The 17777-nt window shown below is 71.0% G+C and carries 15 protein-coding genes and 2 pseudogenes; 7 read left to right on the top strand and 10 right to left on the bottom strand.

Annotated elements, in window-relative coordinates; all coding sequences use genetic code 11:
- The first annotated feature begins 82 nt into the window (after positions 1-82).
- A complete protein-coding gene (locus OHA03_RS39070; RefSeq protein WP_267008732.1) occupies positions 83-445 on the top strand; it encodes a DUF779 domain-containing protein in 363 nt (120 codons plus the stop codon).
- A 330-nt stretch (positions 446-775) separates the two neighbouring features.
- Here the strand turns inward: OHA03_RS39070 and OHA03_RS39065 are convergent, their stop codons facing one another.
- The 8 genes and pseudogenes from OHA03_RS39065 to OHA03_RS39030 form a co-directional block, all read right to left on the bottom strand.
- The gene (locus OHA03_RS39065) at positions 776-970 is read right to left on the bottom strand and encodes a hypothetical protein (RefSeq protein ID WP_267008731.1); all 195 of its coding nucleotides are present in this window, start codon (positions 968-970) and stop codon (positions 776-778) included.
- 134 nt (positions 971-1104) lie between these two features.
- Positions 1105-1998: a phosphatidylinositol-specific phospholipase C/glycerophosphodiester phosphodiesterase family protein gene (locus tag OHA03_RS39060; RefSeq protein WP_267008730.1), complete on the bottom strand. Its 894-nt coding sequence runs from the start codon at positions 1996-1998 to the stop codon at positions 1105-1107.
- Positions 1999-2299: 301 nt separating this feature from the next.
- Positions 2300-3427 (bottom strand): acyl-CoA dehydrogenase family protein, encoded by a 1128-nt coding sequence (locus tag OHA03_RS39055; protein WP_267008729.1) that lies wholly within the window; start codon positions 3425-3427, stop codon positions 2300-2302.
- Positions 3424-4617, bottom strand: a complete 1194-nt coding sequence (locus OHA03_RS39050) for an acyl-CoA dehydrogenase family protein (protein WP_267008728.1) — start codon at positions 4615-4617, stop codon at positions 3424-3426. The genes OHA03_RS39055 and OHA03_RS39050 overlap by 4 nt, the downstream gene beginning before the upstream one ends.
- Positions 4614-5562 (bottom strand): annotated as a pseudogene (locus OHA03_RS39045) (NADPH:quinone oxidoreductase family protein). Before OHA03_RS39045 ends, OHA03_RS39050 begins: the two are co-directional and overlap by 4 nt.
- 215 nt (positions 5563-5777) lie before the next feature.
- Entirely contained in the window at positions 5778-8453 is a 2676-nt protein-coding gene (locus OHA03_RS39040; protein ID WP_267008727.1) for a beta-N-acetylglucosaminidase domain-containing protein, read from the bottom strand.
- A gap of 403 nt (positions 8454-8856) precedes the next feature.
- Complete coding sequence (locus OHA03_RS39035; RefSeq protein ID WP_267008726.1) at positions 8857-9285, bottom strand: TIGR03668 family PPOX class F420-dependent oxidoreductase; 429 nt, start codon at positions 9283-9285, stop codon at positions 8857-8859.
- Between the two features lie 92 nt (positions 9286-9377).
- Entirely contained in the window at positions 9378-10202 is an 825-nt protein-coding gene (locus OHA03_RS39030) for an LLM class F420-dependent oxidoreductase (RefSeq protein WP_267008725.1), read from the bottom strand.
- Between the two features lie 506 nt (positions 10203-10708).
- Between OHA03_RS39030 and OHA03_RS39025 the strand changes: the two genes are divergently transcribed.
- The 3 genes from OHA03_RS39025 to OHA03_RS39015 are packed head-to-tail and all read left to right on the top strand — an operon-like array spanning position 10709 to position 13313.
- Entirely contained in the window at positions 10709-12121 is a 1413-nt protein-coding gene (locus OHA03_RS39025) for a rhodanese-like domain-containing protein (RefSeq protein ID WP_267008724.1), read from the top strand.
- Positions 12122-12174: 53 nt separating this feature from the next.
- A complete protein-coding gene (locus OHA03_RS39020; RefSeq protein ID WP_267009628.1) occupies positions 12175-12534 on the top strand; it encodes a rhodanese-like domain-containing protein in 360 nt (119 codons plus the stop codon).
- Complete coding sequence (locus OHA03_RS39015; protein ID WP_267008723.1) at positions 12531-13313, top strand: sulfite exporter TauE/SafE family protein; 783 nt, start codon at positions 12531-12533, stop codon at positions 13311-13313. Before OHA03_RS39020 ends, OHA03_RS39015 begins: the two co-directional genes overlap by 4 nt.
- Before the next feature lie 38 nt (positions 13314-13351).
- On the opposite strand, the gene OHA03_RS39010 is transcribed toward OHA03_RS39015, so the two are convergent.
- The gene (locus OHA03_RS39010; RefSeq protein ID WP_030976068.1) at positions 13352-13630 is read right to left on the bottom strand and encodes a metal-sensitive transcriptional regulator; all 279 of its coding nucleotides are present in this window, start codon (positions 13628-13630) and stop codon (positions 13352-13354) included.
- A 77-nt stretch (positions 13631-13707) separates the two neighbouring features.
- Here OHA03_RS39010 and OHA03_RS39005 point away from each other — a divergent pair, with 77 nt between their 5' ends.
- Positions 13708-14280 carry a rhodanese-like domain-containing protein gene (locus OHA03_RS39005; protein ID WP_267008722.1) on the top strand — a complete coding sequence of 191 codons (573 nt, stop codon included), beginning with the start codon at positions 13708-13710 and terminating at the stop codon, positions 14278-14280.
- 76 nt (positions 14281-14356) lie between these two features.
- Here OHA03_RS39005 and OHA03_RS39000 read toward each other — a convergent pair whose 3' ends face one another.
- Positions 14357-15652 carry an alpha/beta fold hydrolase gene (locus OHA03_RS39000; RefSeq protein WP_267008721.1) on the bottom strand — a complete coding sequence of 432 codons (1296 nt, stop codon included), beginning with the start codon at positions 15650-15652 and terminating at the stop codon, positions 14357-14359.
- A 106-nt stretch (positions 15653-15758) separates the two neighbouring features.
- Here OHA03_RS39000 and OHA03_RS38995 point away from each other — a divergent pair, with 106 nt between their 5' ends.
- Positions 15759-16922 carry a betaine/proline/choline family ABC transporter ATP-binding protein gene (locus tag OHA03_RS38995; RefSeq protein WP_267008720.1) on the top strand — a complete coding sequence of 388 codons (1164 nt, stop codon included), beginning with the start codon at positions 15759-15761 and terminating at the stop codon, positions 16920-16922.
- An 87-nt stretch (positions 16923-17009) separates the two neighbouring features.
- Positions 17010-17562, top strand: a pseudogene (locus OHA03_RS38990) (alpha/beta fold hydrolase); the annotation flags it as partial.
- Positions 17563-17777 lie beyond the last annotated feature (215 nt).

Raw genomic sequence — 17777 nt, 5'->3', positions numbered from 1 at the left:
CGGTTCCCGTGCAACCTCCACGCAACGTCGTACGGGGTTACCTGGAGCCATCGCTCGGTATCGGACAGCGAAAGGCCGACACGTGATCCCCTCGGACGCACCGCTCGTGGAGCTCACCCCCGCAGCCGCCGATCTGGTGCGGCGGCTGCGCGAGGCCCACGGGCCGCTGATGTTCCACCAGTCCGGCGGCTGCTGCGACGGCAGTGCGCCGATGTGCTACCAGGACGGCGAGTTCCGTACCGGCAACTCCGACGTGCTGCTTGCCTCGCTCACCGTCGACGGGGTCGCGGAGCGCGTCCCCTTCTGGATGTCGAAGAGCCAGCACGAGGTATGGGCGCACACCCGGCTGATCGTCGACGTGGTGGCGGGGCGCGGCAGCGGGTTCTCGCTGGAGGCACCGGAGGGGGTCCGGTTCCTGATCCGGTCGCGCCTCGTCGGCACCTGATCCGCGCAGACCGCGCCCCCCTGCACGTCACCGGGTGTCGCGCACCGCCACGACGCCGTCGAAACACGCCGACCCAGGCCGCGCCATCGGGACCGATGGCGATCGGCGCCCAGTCGTTCTTGTACGAGGGACCCGTGCCCGTCAGCCTGCGTCGGCGGCGTTCGCCGGTGCGGAAGTCGACCGCGGCGAGGTGTCAGGTGCCGCCGTCGCCGACGAGGTCGGGTTGCGTACGGGGTCGCACCGCCGCCAGGCGCCGGAGCAACCACCATGAGGTGTCCACGGAAGTGCCATGTGTTTCATGACCACTTCACGGCGGCACAACGAGTCCGATCAGGGCGCGAGGCTGCTGACGACGTCGGCCGTGGCCGTCAGTCCCTCCTGAATGCTCGGCGCCATGCTCGTCCCGGCCAGGAAGAACCCGAGCAGCGCGCAGACGATCGCATGCGAGAGCTTCAGTCCGCCGTTGCGGAGGAAGATCACCGCAAGGACCAGCAGTAACAGCACCAGTGAGACCGAAATGGCCATGGCCAACCTCCTCCGCCGCGCCGGAATGCGGCATTCGGCCGCCAGTGTGGCGTAACGAAGGGGCCATCCGGCGGACTGGCGTGTCCGCCATCCGGGTGTTGACTGACTGTCACCGCCGCAGGCCGTACGGTCCGTCAGACACCGCTCCGGGTAACGCTGTTCTTCGCACGGAGGAAGCGCTCGAGCCCGGCCAGGTCATCCGTGTTGAGATGATCGACCCCTGCTGCCAGCACTTCGGTCCAGACGGCGTCACGCTCGGGTCCCGCAACGTCGGGCGTCGCCCAGAAGCGGACACGCTGCCCACCGCGGTGGGCGGCGCCGACGAGGGAGCGGAGCCTGTCCCGTTCGGCGGCGGGGAACGGGCCCGTGCCCAGCCAGCCGAAGCTCTCGGTCCAGTTGCTGCTGATGAGCGGAATGAATGAGGCCGTCGCCGCGGTGCCGAGGTCGTCGAGCCTGCCGTCGTAGAAGGCGAGGCGCGTGCGCTGCGCCTCCATGGGGACGCGAGCGGCCCGGTCGCCGGAGATGACGGGGGTGACTGCGCCAGCGTGTACCCGGCCGTCGTGGTACGAGGTCAGCATCCGGCGGTACCGCCGCAGTTGCCGGTCGAGCTCCAGGTAGGCGGCGGCGCCGTCCGTCTTGATGTCGATGAGCAGCTGCACGGGTTCGCGGTAGCCGGCGTACACCGTGCCGTGGTTGGCCCTGACCCTGGCCAGCAATGGGTTGAGGTAGAGCGACGCGAGGGTGCGGGTGGGGTCGAGGTCGGTGGCTTCGTGTGCGACGAGCAACTCCCCGTCCACGAGGAAGATGTCCGCCTCGACGCTGGTGAACCCGTGGGAGAGGGCGTCGTGGAGTGGGTGCGTATGGAGGTAGTCGTTGTGCGCGTGGGCCTGTCGCAGCGGGCGTAGTGGCGGGCGGTGCCGCGCAGCGACGGGCGTGGCGGCCGCGGCCGGCTGAAGGGGGACAGCTGCGCCTGCGGCCAGGGTGGCAAGCGCGGTGGTGACGACGCGACGGCGGGTCGGGAACGCCATGGATTCTCCCGGGAACGAGGTGCGGACCGGACGGGCGGACGCGACCGAGTATGGGTCCGGGGCGGCACTTTTGGGCAGGTACCTGCCAAGAGTTGACGCGGTCGTCGACCGTCCGTCGACTGCCGTTCCCCCGGGCGGACGGGAGTGGGGGCGGAGTGGGGTGTGGCCGGTCCGCATGGTCTGGTCCAGTCGGACTCATGCCCTGCACCGCCCGGTCCGCCCCGCCCGGAACGACGAAGGGGGCGGAGATACGTGACAACGTGTCCCCGCCCCACATCCCGGCGCCGTGGGCGCAGTTCCGTTACGTCGCGGGCAGTTCCATCAGTTCGGCGATCGCCTCGCGGTGGCTTCCGGCCGTGCCGTACGCGATCGCGTCGGCCTTGGCCCGCTTCAGATACAGGTGCGCCGGGTGCTCCCACGTCATGCCGATGCCGCCGTGCAGCTGGATGCACTCCTCCGCGGCGTGGACCGCGACCTTGGAGCAGTACGCCTGTGCCACGGCCACCGCGAGCGGCGTGTCGGGGCTGCCGGACGCGAGGGCGTCCGCGGCGTTTCGCGCGGCGGCGCGGGCCGAGACGACCTCCAGCCAGAGCTGCGCCATCCGGTGCTTGAGCGCCTGGAACGAGCCGATGGGCCGGTTGAACTGATGCCGTTCGCGGGTGTACCTGACCGTCTCGGTCAGGCACCACTCGGCGAGGCCCAGCTGCTCGGAGGCGAGCAGTCCGGCACCGGCGAGCAGCCCGCGGCGTACGGCGGGGCGTGCCGCTTCCGCGTCGGCGAGGAGGGTTCCGGTGGCGGCGGTGAGGGTGACGGTGGCGAGCGGGCGGGTCTGGTCGAGCGGGACGAGCGGCTCGACGGTGACGCCGGGCGCATCCGCCTCGACCGCGTACAGGCCGTCGGTGGTCGGCACGAGCAGTACATCGGCTGCGGCCGCGTCGGCGACCGCGGTGACGGTGCCGTCCAGGGTGCCGGTCACGGCCTCGGCCGCCGAGCTGCTCTCCGGGGCCGTGGGGAACGGCACGGCGAGGACCGCGACCTTGCGTCCTGCGGCCAGCTCGCCGAGCAGTTCGGCGACCGGCCCGTCCTCGCTCCCCAGGGCGAGGAGCGTCTCGGTCGCGACGACCGCGCTGGTCAGATAGGGGGCGGGCGCCACACTGCGGCCCAGTTCCTCCAGGACCACCGCAGCCTCGCGATGACTCGCGCCCTGGCCGCCGAGCTTCTCCGGCACGAGCAGCCCGGCGGCGCCGATGTCGGCGCCGAGAGCCTTCCACAGCTGCGGGTCGTACGGCGTGTCGGACTCGATGCGGGCAATCACCGTCGGCGCGTCGGACCGGTCGGCGAGCAACGACCGTACGGCGGACCGCAGGTCGTCCTCGGCCTCCGAGTACAGCAGATCGGGCGCCACGGTCTCTTCGGTCTGTGCTGTCATCGGGACAGGTCCTTCCAGGCGACGTCCTTGTCGTTGCGCGGCTCGGCGGGCAGCCCGAGGACGCGTTCGGCGACGATGTTCAGCAGAACCTCGCTCGTGCCGCCCTCGATCGAGTTGCCCTTGGACCGCAGATAGCGGTAGCCCGCATCGCGTCCGGTGAAGTCGACCAGGTCCGGCCGGCGCATCGTCCAGTCGCTGTACAACAGCCCCTCTTCGCCGAGGAGTTCCACCTCCAGTCCGCTGATCTCCTGGTTGAGGCGGGCGAAGGCGAGTTTCATGCCGGAGCCTTCGGGGCCCGGCCGCCCGGCGACGAGCTGCTGGCGCAGCCGTTCGCCGGCCAGCCTGGCGACCTCGGCCTCGACCCAGAGGGTGAGCAGCCGCTGGTGGAGATCGTGGGTGCGCAGTTCGGGACGTTCGCGCCAGGTCCTGGCAACCGGGCCGATCATGCCGCCCTCGCGCGGGATCCGGGATCCGCCGATCGAGACGCGCTCGTTCATCAGGGTGGTCTGGGCGACCTTCCAGCCGGCGCCGACCGGGCCGAGCCGTCGGCTGTCGGGGATGCGTACGCCGGTGAGGAAGACCTCGTTGAACTCGGCCTCGCCGGTGATCTGACGCAGAGGCCGTACCTCGACACCCGGGTCGGTCATGTCGCAGATGAAGTAGCTGATGCCGCGGTGCTTGGGCAGGTCCGGGTCGGTGCGGGCGATGAGGATGGCCCAGCGGGCCACATGGGCGCTGGACGTCCAGACCTTCTGACCGTCGACGATCCAGTCCCCGTCGGCCTCTTCGCGCACGGCGCGGGTGCCCAGTGCGGCCAGGTCGGATCCGGCGCCCGGCTCGCTGAAGAGCTGGCACCACACCTCCTCGCCGACCCACAGGGGGCGCAGGAAGCGCTGCTTCTGCTCGTCGGTGCCGAAGCCGAGGATCGTGGGGGCGGCCATGCCGAGGCCGATGCCGATGCGGCGCGGGTCGTTGTCGGGGGCGCCCGCTGCGGCGAGTTCGGCGTCGACGACCGGCTGCAGGGAGCGCGGTGCGTCGAGTCCGCCGAGCCCGGCCGGATAGTGCACCCAGGCGAGGCCGGCGTCGAAGCGGGCCCTCAGGAAGTCCGTGCGCCCGGTGGTGGCCGGGGGGTGTGCGGCGAGCAGCTCCCGGGTGCGGCGGCGGAGTTCGGCCGCGTCGATCGTCGTCATCGGGCGGCTCCTGCCGGAAGGACAACGATACGGCCGGTGCTCGTGCCGTCGGCGACACGCTGGACGGCATCTGCCGCCCCGCCCATCGCGACACGCTCGCTGATCAGCGGCTTGATGACGCCGCGCGCCGCGAGCGCGGTGAGCTCCTGGTGGCAGGCGCGGACCGCGGCCGGGTCCTTGGTGTTGTACAGACCCCAGTGGAGCCCGACGAGCGTGGTTGAGCGCGGGGGTGGGGATGACGCCGCTCGCGAAGCCGACGACGATCACCCGGCCCTCGAAGGCGATGCACTTCACGGACTTGGCGTACGCGTCGCCGCCGACCGGGTCGTACACGACATCGGCGCCGCGGCCGCCGGTGGCTTCCTTGACCGCCGCGACAATGTCCTCGGTGCGGCGGTCGATGACCAGGTCGCAGCCGAGCTCATGGGCGATCTTGGCCTTCTCGGGGCCTCCGACGACACCGATGACCTTGGCCCCGGCGGCCTTGCCGAGCTGGACGGCCGCGCTGCCGACACCGCCCGCCGCGGCGTGTACGAGGAGGGTCTCGCCCGCCTGGAGGTGCGCCCTGCGGTGCAGTCCGAACCAGCCCGTCTGGTAGCCGATGTGCAGAGCGGCCGCTTCGGCGTCGTCCAGGGCCTCCGGGGCCGGCAGCAGAGCCGCCTCGTCCGCGACGACGTACTCGGCGAAGCCGCCGTTCGGCAGGGCGGGGGTGGCGAGGACCCGGCGCCCGTCCGGCGTCTCGCCGCAGATCTCGACTCCCGGGGTGAACGGCAGGGGCGGCCGCACCTGGTACTGGCCGCGGCAGAGCAGCGCGTCCGGGAAGTTGATGTTCGCCGCGAGCACCTTGAGGAGCACCTGCCCGTCGCCGGGCGTGGGCCGGTCCGTCTCCTCGAGCCGCATCACCTCGCTCGGCTCGCCGTTCCGGTGCACTCGCCATGCCTGCATGAGGGGCCTCCACAACACTGTCGGCATTACCACTGCTCCGGCGCATACTAAGCGGTCGCTTGCCACACTGGGAACAGCCTGCCCGGACCGATTCGGCCGGGCCGGGACATGACTGCGCGCCCGGCACGCCCCGGGAGGTCCGGGGATGCCGGGCGCGCGGCCGGTCGGAGCAGAGCCGGCCGGTGTCGAGGGCCGCTCCGACGGCCCTTACCGGTTCAGCCGACCACCAGCTCGGCGATCTGCGGCGCCGCCGACCCGGCGCGCCAGGCGAGACGTACCGCATCAGCTGTGCGACCGGTCGTATTCACCCTGGCGTACGGGCCGTCGAGCTCACCGACGGTGTGCCAGGTTCCGTCGGCGCCCCGCAGCTGGATGTCGGCGAGGGCGTCCGACCCGGCCGGCTGCAGGACGGTCACGGACCCGACGGAGCGTGCGGAGCCGAGCCCCAGCTCCAGCGCCTCACCGGCCTCGGGCGCGCGCGCCGCCCGGTAGACGGTGCCCGGGTCGCCGTCGGCCGCCGAGCGGAGGGTGGATCCGGTGGCGGCGGGCGGTCCGCCGGCCACCGCACCGTCCTTCAGCTCGATGGAGAACTCACGCACGACAAGCCAGTTCGTCTGACCCGCGGTCGCCCGCGCCCGCACATAGCGGGCCTTCGTACCGGCGGGGACGGTCGCAGTGACGTCCGGCTCTCCGGAGAACGTGGTGAGCTGCTGCCAGCTCTGCCCGTCGACGGAGTACTCCAGCACGCCGTCGTGGAGGTAGTCGCCGGTGCTGCCGGGCTTCGCCATGGCGAGGGTGATGTCGCCGATCTCCCGCGCCCGGCCCAGGTCGACGGTCACCTGATCACCGGCCGCGGGGGCTGCGTCGCTCCAGAAGTACGTCGAGTCGTCGCCGTCGAGCATCCGGGCAACGGCGTTGGTCTGATAGGTACCGAGGCTCGTCGATGCCGTGGGCCTGCCGCTCACACCGATGATCCGGTCGTGCTCGGCATTCGCCTTGTCGATGAAACCGTCCAGCACACCGCTGCCGACGATGACCGGCACCTTGCGGCCGTCAAGTCCCGTGTAGGTGAAGGACTTCGCCTCGGCGACGAGTGCGGGCAGCTGCTGGCGGAGCTCCCAGGCCTGCGTGCCCTTTCCGGCGCGGGCCGCCTCGACCATGCGCAGAGCCGTGCGCGTCGCGGTCGCCCAGGCCTCGGTGGCATCCAGCCAGGGGCCGGAGTCGTCGATGAACCCGCGGTCCCGGAGGCTGCTGCGCAGGCGGTCCGGTGCGTTGCCCAGGTCACGGAGCACGGAGGTGAGCCGGGCCGCGTCGCCGGACTGCCAGTAGCGGTCGAACTCGGCTGTCAGGTCGGGTGCTTCCTGCTTGTTCAGGGCAGAGCTGTAATTGATGTCGGCGAAGGCCCGCAGCGCCTTCTCGGTGCGGGCGTCGTCGCCCGCATACTCCTTGAGCCCCTGCAGCCACGAGGCCCGCTCGTCGTACGCGGCGTCGTTCCAGGAGTAGTCCGCGACCGTGTAGAGCGAGAGCTTCGAGGCGTACGGCTGGATCATCGGGTTGGCGGTGATCCCGGCCAGCTCCCCCGGCAGCCCCTTCTCACGGCCGTTGAACGGGCCGAGCAGCAGCCGGTCGGTGACGTAGTCGTTGACCGGGTAGTTGTCCCAGGTCAGGATCGGGTGGTTGAAGACCGTGCGGGCGGCCTTGGCCTGGGCGACGGTCATCGTCGGCGCGATGACGCCGACACCCGTCCACTCGACGAGGACATCGGGGTCGAGCTGCTCGGCAAGCGCCTTCTTGTAGGCCGAGGCCGAGACGTTGTAGTACTCGGTGGGCACCATCTGGAGCGGCTGGGCGCCCGGATGCGTGGCGATGAACTCCTTGTTCACCTTGTTCAGGAGGTACGCCTGCGCGGCACCTGCCGCACCGCCGCCGGTGCCCCACTTCTCCTTGTCCGCCGCGCAGTTCCAGTCGGTGTAGCTGATGTCGTCGAGCGGGACGGCAAAGGTGCGTACACCGATGTCCCAGATCGTCTGGAACTTGTCGACGAGCGCCTTGGCGTCGGCGTCGGAGCTGTAACAGACGGAAAGTCCGGGCGAGAGGGCATAGGTGAACTCGACGTGCCGCTGCACGGCCCGGTCGGCGAGTTCCTTGATCTGCGCCAGCTGATCGGCGGGGTACTGGTCGCGCCACTTCGCGCGGAGATACGCGTCGTCCTTCGGCGAGTACACATAGATGTTCATCTTGTGCTCGCCGTAGTAGTCGAGCTGGTGGAGGCGGGCCGCATGGGACCAAGGGGTGCCGTAGAAGCCCTCGATGACGCCGCGCAGCGCGGTGCCCGGCCAGTCGCGTACGGCAAGCCCGTCGACCTTGGCGCCGGGGTGGTTCTGCCGCGGCAGGATCTGACGGAGGGTCTGGGCGGCGTAGTACGTGCCGGTGGTGTCCTTGCCCGCGAGGACGATGCGGTCGGCGCCGATACCGAGGACGTATCCCTCGGCGGGCAGCGCGTCGGGGCCTTCGATGTGCTGGTCCGCGAGGGTGGCGGAGACACCGATGTGGACGGTCAGTCCGCTTCTACCGGGGCTGTCGCTCCGTACGATCCGCTGCGCGCCGGCGCGGCGCAGTGCGGCTTCGACCACCTTCACGGAGGGTTCGTCGGAGGTGTCGCCCGTCACGAGGGTGACGGTGGGGCTGATCGTGATCCGGTCGGACCGGGTCTTGACCGATTGCGGGGTCGGGGTGATGGCCGGAGTGCGTCGGCCGGTCGCGGCATTCCTCAGGGCGTCCGTCCGGCCGCTGTCGGCGGCCTGGGCGGCCGGCGCGGCGGTCAGCAGGCCACCGACGAGCAGACTCGCGACCGCGCCGAGCGCGGTGAGACGGGGTGGGCGAGGCGTCACATGTCCTCCATGGGTCACTCAAGTCACCAGAGTCGCGCAACACAACGTGACCGAATTCAACATCGTGGCGCCGACATGTCAATGGTCTGGACAACATCAACGCCTGGACCTGGTGTTTTGTCTTCGCCAAAGGGCTACCGATACGCCGAGGCGGGTCGCGAACCGCGGGCCCGAGCAACCGCCGAAGGCGCGGGAGGAGCCGGCGACACTCGCGGCGGGCACAGTGACGGCCCCGGTCGGCGACATCCGGGAGCCGGAGCAGATCACGGAGGTGTTCGACGCGGCAGCGGCGGTACGGGGCCTCCCGGACATGCTGATCAGCAACGGGGTGACAAGTTCCGGTCTCCCGCAGAGGAGTTGTCGGCGAACGCCTGACGGGCGGCGGACCACGTGCGTGGCCGACTCACGAGGCGCGCCAGCCGCTCCACCGCAGGACCGAGACTTCGACCACCGGCCCGTCGGGGGGACGGTCGGCGTACTGCTGGTATTTCGCCGTGAGCAGGCCGACGCAGCGGGCGGCCTCGGGGAAGCCGTCCGGAGACGGGAGCACTCGCGCCTCGCCATCGGCCCGCACCCACCACAGTCGGTCCCAGTCCTCCTCGTAGTGGTCGGTGAGCAGGCAGACCGACGGGTTGGCGGCGATGTTGGCCAGGCGTTTCAGCCGCACGGTCCGCTTCGGTTTGTGGTCCACGGCCAGCATCACCGTGTCGCCGTCCAGGGCGAACACCACCGGCACCAGGTGCGGGCGGGAAGCCGCGTCGGTCGTCGCGAGGTGGGCGATGCGGGCCGCGGCGAACCTCTCCCGGGCCTCAGCACTCGTCAGAGCGGGCATCGCACCCCTTACGACAGTTGCGGCAGTCACTGCGGACGGTCGGGGACTTCGGGATCGGCCCCACATCCGGAGGCACAGTCGTCTCCGGTGTCTCAGCGGTACCCGGCAGCCACTTCGGCCAGCCGGTCGAGGTATTCCAGCGTCTCCCGTTCGGGCATCGTCGGCAGATAGAGCAGCAGCCGTTCGACGCCCAGACCGATGTAGCCCTCGATCTGACCGGGGTCGTCGGGAGCCGCGTACACCGTCACCGGCACCTCTCGTTCGGCAAGTGCGCGCAGCCGCTCGATCCGTGGACCGAGCTCCTGCGGTGACGCACTGTTGGCCAACCACGCGTCTCCGAGCTGCGCCACCCGCGGGAAAGCACCCTCGCCGCCGCCGACGTAGATCGGCGGATGGGGGCTCTGTACGGGTTTGGGCCATGCGAAGACCGGATCGAAGTTCACGAACTCGCCATGGAATTCGGCTCTCTCCGAGGTCCACAGCTCCCGCATGGCACGCAGCCGCTCGTCGGTCAGCCGGCCACGGGTCGAGGGATCCGTGCCGTGGTTCCGCATCTCCTCACGGTTCCAGCCGACACCGATACCGAAGATCGCCCGGCCGCCGGAGATCAGATCGAGCGAAGCGACTTCCTTCGCCGTGATGATCGGGTCCCGCTGCGGGATGAGCGCGATGCCGGTGCCCAGCAGCAGCCGCTCGGTCACCACGCCGATCGCGGTCAGGGCCACGAATGGGTCCAGCGTGCGGTAGTACATCTCCGGCAGTTCACCACCGCCCGGGTAGGGCGTCTGACGGTCGGCCGGGATGTGGCTGTGCTCTGCGATGAACAACGAGTCGAAAGAGCGTTCTTCGAGCGCGGTCCCGAGCGAGGTCGGGCCGATGCCCTGGTCGGTGATGAAGGTCGATACCCCGAATTTCACGCTGGCTCCGTCAAGGATTGAGTACGGGAAGGGACGGGTGGCACAGATCTGTTGACTACCCGCCCCAGGCGTTCCCGCTTCCATGACCACCCGGGAGAACCATCGCGGAGCAGCGTTGCCGGTCCGCGACCACACGAACGCCTCGCGGGTTCGCTGGTCCGCGACCACACGAGCGCCTCGCGGGTTCGCTGCGCTCGCAGAGCTCGAACGCGCACGCGCGAGGCGTCGGCAGTGACTGCACGGAATGCCCCCGGCCCGCGACGCGAAGTGCCCCACGACCGCGGAGCACGCCCGCGCAGCGGTACGCGGACCCGCGGCCCGGCGCGCCGGTAGCCGCCTCGCCGCGAGTGGCTCGTGGGCGACCTCGCGCCCGGCGGCGCCGGGTCCGCGACGGCCGCCCGTCGTTCGGCACGTCACACCGAAGCCATAGATACCCCCCGGGGTATAAGTGCTAATCTCGGATGAGAGATACCCCCCGGGGTAACCCGTACGGAAGGAATCACGCCGTGTTCTTCGTCGACACCATGGAGACCGCCGGCCTCGGCAACCGCAGCTATCTGGCGGGCGGGCTGCACTCCGCCCTGGTGGTGGACCCGCCCCGCGACATCGACCGGGTCATCGCCGCAGCGGCACGACGCGGCGTGCGGATAGCCCTGGTCGTGGAGACGCATCTGCACAACGACTACGTGACCGGCGGCCTGGAGCTGGCGCGTGTCACCGGGGCCGCATACCTGGTGCCCGCCGCCGCGCCGGTCTCGTTCGACCGGGTGCCGGTCGCCGACGGGCACACCGCCCCGGTCGACGAGGGCCTGACGCTGCGCGCGATGGCCACTCCCGGGCACACCCCGCACCACACTTCGTACGTGCTGGAGGAGGACGGCCGCGCGGTGGCTGCCTTCACCGGCGGTTCGCTGCTGATCGGCAGCGTGGGCCGGCCCGACCTGGTGGAGCCCCGGCTCACCGCCGTGCTGGCCCGCGCCCAGCACGCCTCCGCGCACCGCCTCGCCGATGAGCTCGACGACGCCGTGCCCGTGCTGCCGACCCACGGCTTCGGCAGCTTCTGTTCCTCCGCGCAGGCCGACGGGGACACCACGACGATCGGTGCCGAACGAGCCCGCAACGACGCGCTCGTCAAGGATGTGGACACATTCGTCGCCGAGCTGCTCGCCGGGCTGGACGACGTCCCTGCCTACTACGCGCACATGGGCCCGGCCAACGCCGCAGGTCCCGATCCGGTCGATCTGACCCCACCCGCCCGGGCCGACGCCGAGCAGATCGCGCGGCGGCTGGCCGCGGGTGAGTGGGTGGTGGATCTGCGCAGCAGGGTGGCGTTCGCCGAGGGGCATGTCGCCGGTTCGTTCAACTTCGAGGGCGAGGGCCTGCTCGCCACATATCTGGCGTGGCTGATCCCCTGGGGCAGGCCGGTCACCCTGCTGGCGAACAGCGCCGATGACGTCGCGCACGCCCAGCGCGAGCTGGCCCGGGTGGGCATGGGCCGCCCGGTGGCCGTTGCTACCGGCGACCCGCGGACCTGGGTCCGCACCACGGACGAGCTGCGCTCGTTCCGCAGGTCGGACTTCGCGGGCCTGGCCGCGGCACGCGAGCGTGGCGAGCAGCCGGTGATTCTCGATGTCCGCAGGGACTCCGAACGCCGGGCCGGAGCCATCGCCGGGTCGGTGCACATCCCGGTGCACGAGCTGCCCAAGCGGCTGCACGACGTACCGGACGGCAAGGTCTGGGTGCACTGCGCGGGCGGGATGCGGGCGGCGATCGCGGCGTCACTGCTGGACGCCGCCGACCGTGAGGTCGTGGCCGTCGACGACGGGTTCGCCGCTGCGGAGGCCGCCGGTCTGACGATCGCGACTCCGGCAGCCGGCGCACCCGACCGGACGACCGGCACCGCGCCGACCGCTGCCTGACCGTCGGACCTCCCCGTCCTGCACTCCTGGAGCACCTCCCCATGCCTTCCCTGATGTCCCTCTTCCGGCGCGGCCCGGGCCGCGTCACCCCGGCCGAGGCCCGTCGGCGGACCGCCGATGGTGCGGCGGTCCTGCTCGACGTACGCGAAACCTCCGAATGGAACGCCGGACGCGCTCCGGACGCCGTCCATCTGCCGCTCTCCCGGCTGGCCGCCGGGCAGACTCTGCCCGCTTCGGCCTCGGGCCGCCCGGTGGTGGTCATCTGCCGTTCCGGTCACCGTTCCCGGCAGGCCGCCCGCATCCTCGCCGGACGCGGCACCGACGCCGTCGACGTCACCGGGGGCATGACCGCCTGGGCGGCCGAGGGGCTGCCCGTGCGGAACCTTTACGGAGCGGCGGGCACCGTCGCATGACCACCCTGATCCTGGCCCTGGTCGCCGGTGCGGTGGTCGGTCTGGCACTGGGCGGGCTGGGTGGCGGCGGCAGTGTCCTCACCGTTCCCGCACTGATCTATCTGCTCGGCTTCACCCCGGCCGCGGCCACCACCGCCGCTCTGCTCATCGTCATCGTGACCTCCCTGACGGGGCTGGTGGCGCACGCCAGGGACGGTCACGTCCGCTGGCGAACCGGCGGACTCTTCGCGATGGCGGGGATCGTGCCGGCAGCGGTGTCCGGGGCACTGTCGGTCCGGATTCCGGCGGGGGTGCTCACGGCGGCGTTCGCGGTGCTCGCGGTCGTGGCCGCGGTGCGGATGATCCGGCCGCGGGCGCCTGCGCGGTGCGAGGCGACTTCGGCCGAGGAGTACGCCCCGGACCCCGCCGACCGTACGGACACCGGGCGGGCCGTGCGCGCCGGGGCCGGCCTCGGCTCCGTGACCGGGTTCCTCGGGGTCGGCGGCGGATTTCTCGCCGTGCCCGCGCTGGTCACCCTCCTCGCCGTTCCCATGACGGCAGCGGTCGGTACCAGCCTGCTCGTCATCACGGTGAACTCCACGGCCGCACTGGCCACCCGGCTCACCACCCCCACCTCGCTGGACTGGGCGGTGATCGCCCCGTTCACGGCGGCGGCGGTCCTCGGGGCCTGGGACGGCAAGCGTCTCGCCGCAAAGGTGTCCACTGCCGCACTCCAGCGGATCTTCGGCGCAGCACTGATCGCCGTTGCGCTCTTCATGCTGGTCGATACCGTGGTCTGAGCCACGTCACGCCGTCGACAGCAAATCGGGATCCGGGCTCAGGCGAGCGAGAGGAACAGCTTCTCCAGCCGGGCGCGCATCTGGTTCCGGTCGGCCGGTTCGGCGGTGTCGTCGGCCATGCAGTGCTGAAGCCCCGTCGCGATGATCGCGAAACCCGCCCGGTCGAGCGCGCGCGAAACGGCTGCCATTTGCGTGATGACGTCCTCGCAGTCCCGGCCTTCCTCGATCATCCTGATGATCGCGGCAAGCTGGCCCTGAGCGCGGCGAAGGCGATTGAGGACCGATTTCAGTTCGTCGGCCGCCATGTCAAGTTCCACACATCCTCCTTCGAATACCCCAAGGGGTATTCTAGCCTGTCCGGGGTACGCCCCGGCGACGAAAGGAAGCATCCCTCGTGACCAGCCCCGCCTCCCTCTCCCCCACCCAGGCCGCAGCGCGGATCGGCGAATTCACCGTCATCGACGTGCGCGCCCCGGGCGAGTACGCCTCCGGGCACGTGCCGGGCGCGCTGAACATCCCGCTGGACCGTCTCGACGAGGCGCTGCCCGCCCTGAAGGCGGCGTCGGCCCGCGGCTCCCTGCTCATGGTGTGCGCCTCCGGTGTCCGTTCCACCCGGGCCTGCGACGTGCTCTCCGCGGCGGACATCGACGCCGTCACGCTCTCCGGCGGCACGTCGGCATGGGAGGGCGAGGGCCACGGCCTGGACCGCCCCGCCGGCGCCCGGGCCACCTGGCCGATGGAGCGTCAGGTCCGGTTCGCCGCCGGTTCGCTCGTGGTGGCCGGTCTGCTCGCGGGCCGGCGCTTCCCGGCCGCACGCTGGCTGTCGGCGGGCGTCGGCTCCGGTCTGGTCTTCTCCGCGGTGACCAACACCTGCGGGATGGCCGCCGTTCTCTCGAAGCTGCCGCACAACCGGGCGCCGCGCTCGGCGGCGGACTTCGACGCCACGCTGGACGCACTGCAGAGCTGAAGCGGTACGGAAGTGCCCGTACGGCAGGAGCCGGTCGCGCCACCCGCGTGACCGGCTCCTGCCGTGAGCGGGCAGGTCAGACGTCGTCCCGGACCAGGGCCAGCAGCCGGTCCAGCACCTGTGGTCCCCCGGCGCGCAGACCGTCGTGCTCGAACTCGTTCGTCACCCAGGTGCGCAGTCCGCGGATCGACGCGGCGGTGCGCAGCGCGTGCTCCGTGTCGACGTACATGTCGTCGTGGTAGACGGCCGCGGCGACCGGCACCTGATTGGCTGAGAGGCGCTCGGGGTCGTACAGCTCGGGCCAGTCGGTACGGGAGGCGAGCAGTTCGGCGGTCTCGCGCAGCGGGCGCAGCGCCGGGTCGACCTCGAAGTGCCAGGGGTGGATGGTCTCGCCGGTGAAGAGCACCGGCCCGTCGCCCGCCAGAGCGGTGGCGACGTCGAACTGCGGATATTCGGCGCGGACCCGCTCGGCGGCCCAGTCGGTGGGCTGCTTGCCCTGGCCGTAGATCGCCTCGTGCATCAGGGCGTACAGGGGGTGGCCCGCGAACGAGTTGGCGGTGCGCATGGCTTCCTGGAACGTGTCGGAGAGTTCAATGCCCAGCGGTGTGCGGACAAAGGCGTTCTCCAGCAGGTAGTGCAGCTGATGGCTGCCGTTGCCGCTGCCCAGCATGATGCCCAGGGACTGGAACCCCTCGGGCGTGAGGCGGTGTCCGGCGCTCTCCGGGCGGTGCTCCGCAAGGTACGCGGCGATCTCGCGGACGCGCTCGACGTCCTGCGGGTAGCGGGCGTAGTGGGCGGCGACCTTGCGCTCGATCCGTGGGTACGCGGCGCGGTACACGTCGTCCGCGTGGGCATCGAGCGAGGGCAGCCCGCCGGTGATCAGGACAGCCTTGAGCCCCTCGGGGGCGGCTGACAGGTAGCGGACCGCGCAGAAGCCACCGAACGACTGACCGAGCACGGTCCACGGGGCGCCGCCGGTCAGCTGCGGCCGGATCAGCTCGCAGTCGCGCACGATGTTGTCGGACCGGAAGTGGGCGAGATAGTCGGCCTGCTCGCGCGGGCCGCCGCGCAGCGGCAGCGTCTGCCGGTTGGCGGGGGTGGAAAGGCCGGTGCCGCGCTGGTCGAGGAGCAGCACGCGGAACTCCTCCACCGCCCGCCCCAGCCAGGCCTCCGTACCGACGAAACGGCGGGCCCCGAAGCCGGGTCCGCCCTCCAGATAGACCAGCCACGGCAGCTCTTCGTCGGCCTTGCCGCGGGCGACGGCTTCCCGGCCGAAGAGCTCGATCTGCTCACCGCCCGGATCGGTGTGATCGAGAGGAACCGTGAAATGACGGTCGGTGAGAACGACGCCGGGCTGCCGGTAACTGCTCAAGAGATGCTCCTGGATCAGATGTTTCACAGACAGTTCAGCACACGGCCGTGACTCGGACAGTCCCGGCCCGTGTGCGCCGTGCACGGGGCGCTCCTAGCGTGCAGTCATGATCCGGTTCGAGCAGGTCAGCAAGGTCTATCCGGACGGCACGACCGCGGTCGACGGACTGTCCTTCGAGGTGGGCGAAGGGGAGCTCGTCACGCTCGTCGGACCGTCCGGCTGCGGCAAGACGACCACGATGATGATGGTGAACCGGCTGATCGAGCCGACCTCGGGCAGGATCCTGGTCGACGGCGAGGACATCGCGCAGATCGACCCGGTGAAGCTGCGCCGCCGGATCGGCTATGTCATCCAGCAGGTCGGGCTCTTCCCGCACCGGACAATCCTCGACAACACGGCGACCGTCCCCTCGCTGGTCGGCTGGAAGCGGGCGAAGGCGCGGGAACGGGCGGCCGAGCTGCTGGATCTGGTGGGACTGGACCCGAAGACGTACGGGTCCCGCTACCCCGCCCAGCTCTCCGGCGGCCAGCGCCAACGGGTGGGCGTCGCGCGGGCGCTGGCCGCCGATCCGCCGGTTCTGCTGATGGACGAACCGTTCGGCGCGGTCGACCCCGTGGTGCGCGAGCGGCTGCAGAACGAGTTCCTGAGCCTGCAGGCGACGGTCAGGAAGACGGTCCTGATGGTGACCCATGACATCGAGGAGGCGGTCCGGATGGGCGACCGGATCGCGGTGTACGGGGAGGGGCGCATCGAGCAGTTCGACAGCCCCGCAGCCGTGCTCGGCACGCCGGCGACTCCGTACGTGGCCCGGTTCGTGGGCGCGGACCGGGGACTGAAGCGGCTGTCGGTCACCACGATCGAGCCGGAGGACCTGGAGGAACCGCCGGTCGCGCGGCTCGACGAACCTGCCCGGACGGCGGCGGCCCGGCTGAACGACGTGGACGCCCGCTGGGCGGTCGTACTCAACGGCGAGGGCGAACTGCACGGCTGGGTGGCGGCGGACGCGCTGCGGACCGCCGGGGCACACGGCACGGTCGGGGACCTGGCCCGCCGGATGGACGCGTGGGTACCGGTCGGCGCCCCGCTGAAACAGGCATTCGGCGAGATGCTCCAGCAGGACGCCGGGTGGGTGGCGGTGCTGGACGGTGCGCGTTTCCTCGGCGTACTGACTCCGGCGAAGCTGCATGAGGCGCTGCGCCGGTCGGTGGACGCGGACGCGCGGGGGGTGGGGCGCGACGAGGTGCAGTTCAACTCGGTGGCGGACGCGTAAGCGGGCCGGGCACTTCGACATCGAGGAGGAGTCGCCCCCGCCCGTGCCGGCCCCAGATCTCGTGCCCACCGGCCTCAGCCCCACAGGCCGGCGCTCGCCGAGCGGTACCACGTCATCGCCCCCGACCACATCGGGTCCGGCCAGTCGGCAATGCCCTCCCTGCAGGAATTCCCCTGCACGTTCGAGGCCCTCACCCAGGTCACCTCCGGCCTGCTGCAGCATCTGGGTGTCGACCGGTTCGCGATGTACGTGCAGGACTACGGCGCCCCTACCGGCTGGCGGCTCGCGCTCGCGGCTCCGGACCGCATCACCGCGATCATCACCCAGAACGGCAACGCCTACACCGAAGGTTTCGTCGAGCCCTTCTGGGACGGCGTGTTCGCCTACGCCCAGGCTCCGGGACCGGGCACCGAAGCCCCCGTACGCGGCGCTCCCACTCCCGAGGTGACCCGCTGGCAGTACGTGAACGGAGTCGCCGACCCAAGCCTGGTCAGCCCCGACAACTGGGTCCACGATCAGGCACTGCTGGACCGTCCCGGCAACGACGAGATCCAGCTCAAGCTCTTCCGCGAACTACCCCACCAACGTGGATCTCTACCCGCAGGTCCACGGATTCTTCCGCGACTCCCAGGTCCCACTGTGTGCGGGGGTGCCGCCCTTCCAGGCATCATCTGCGAAGACTGTCAAGCCAATTCGCTGACCAGGCCAAATGGCGTTTGCTGGCGTTGGTTGTCGTTGAGCCCACCGGAAGCCGTTGTGCCCTCGTTGTGCCCTCCGGTTGCGGCTGGATTCCGTCCACGGCCCGTCCGCACAGGTCGAGACGGGGTGCCCCAGCGTGAGGCCACGCTCCGATCG

The organism is Streptomyces sp. NBC_00154 (assembly GCF_026342835.1).
Lineage (GTDB): Bacteria > Actinomycetota > Actinomycetes > Streptomycetales > Streptomycetaceae > Streptomyces.
This window is presented reverse-complemented; position numbering and strand designations above follow the sequence as displayed.

Coding starts and splice junctions, on each gene's coding strand:
- OHA03_RS39055 (WP_267008729.1), bottom strand. CDS start 3,427: ATGACAGCACAGACCGAAGAGACCGTGGCGCCCGATCTGCTGTACTCG.
- OHA03_RS39020 (WP_267009628.1), top strand. CDS start 12,175: ATGTCCCTCTTCCGGCGCGGCCCGGGCCGCGTCACCCCGGCCGAGGCC.
- OHA03_RS38995 (WP_267008720.1), top strand. CDS start 15,759: ATGATCCGGTTCGAGCAGGTCAGCAAGGTCTATCCGGACGGCACGACC.
- OHA03_RS39050 (WP_267008728.1), bottom strand. CDS start 4,617: ATGACGACGATCGACGCGGCCGAACTCCGCCGCCGCACCCGGGAGCTG.
- OHA03_RS39015 (WP_267008723.1), top strand. CDS start 12,531: ATGACCACCCTGATCCTGGCCCTGGTCGCCGGTGCGGTGGTCGGTCTG.
- OHA03_RS39035 (WP_267008726.1), bottom strand. CDS start 9,285: ATGCCCGCTCTGACGAGTGCTGAGGCCCGGGAGAGGTTCGCCGCGGCC.
- OHA03_RS39060 (WP_267008730.1), bottom strand. CDS start 1,998: ATGGCGTTCCCGACCCGCCGTCGCGTCGTCACCACCGCGCTTGCCACC.
- OHA03_RS39065 (WP_267008731.1), bottom strand. CDS start 970: ATGGCCATTTCGGTCTCACTGGTGCTGTTACTGCTGGTCCTTGCGGTG.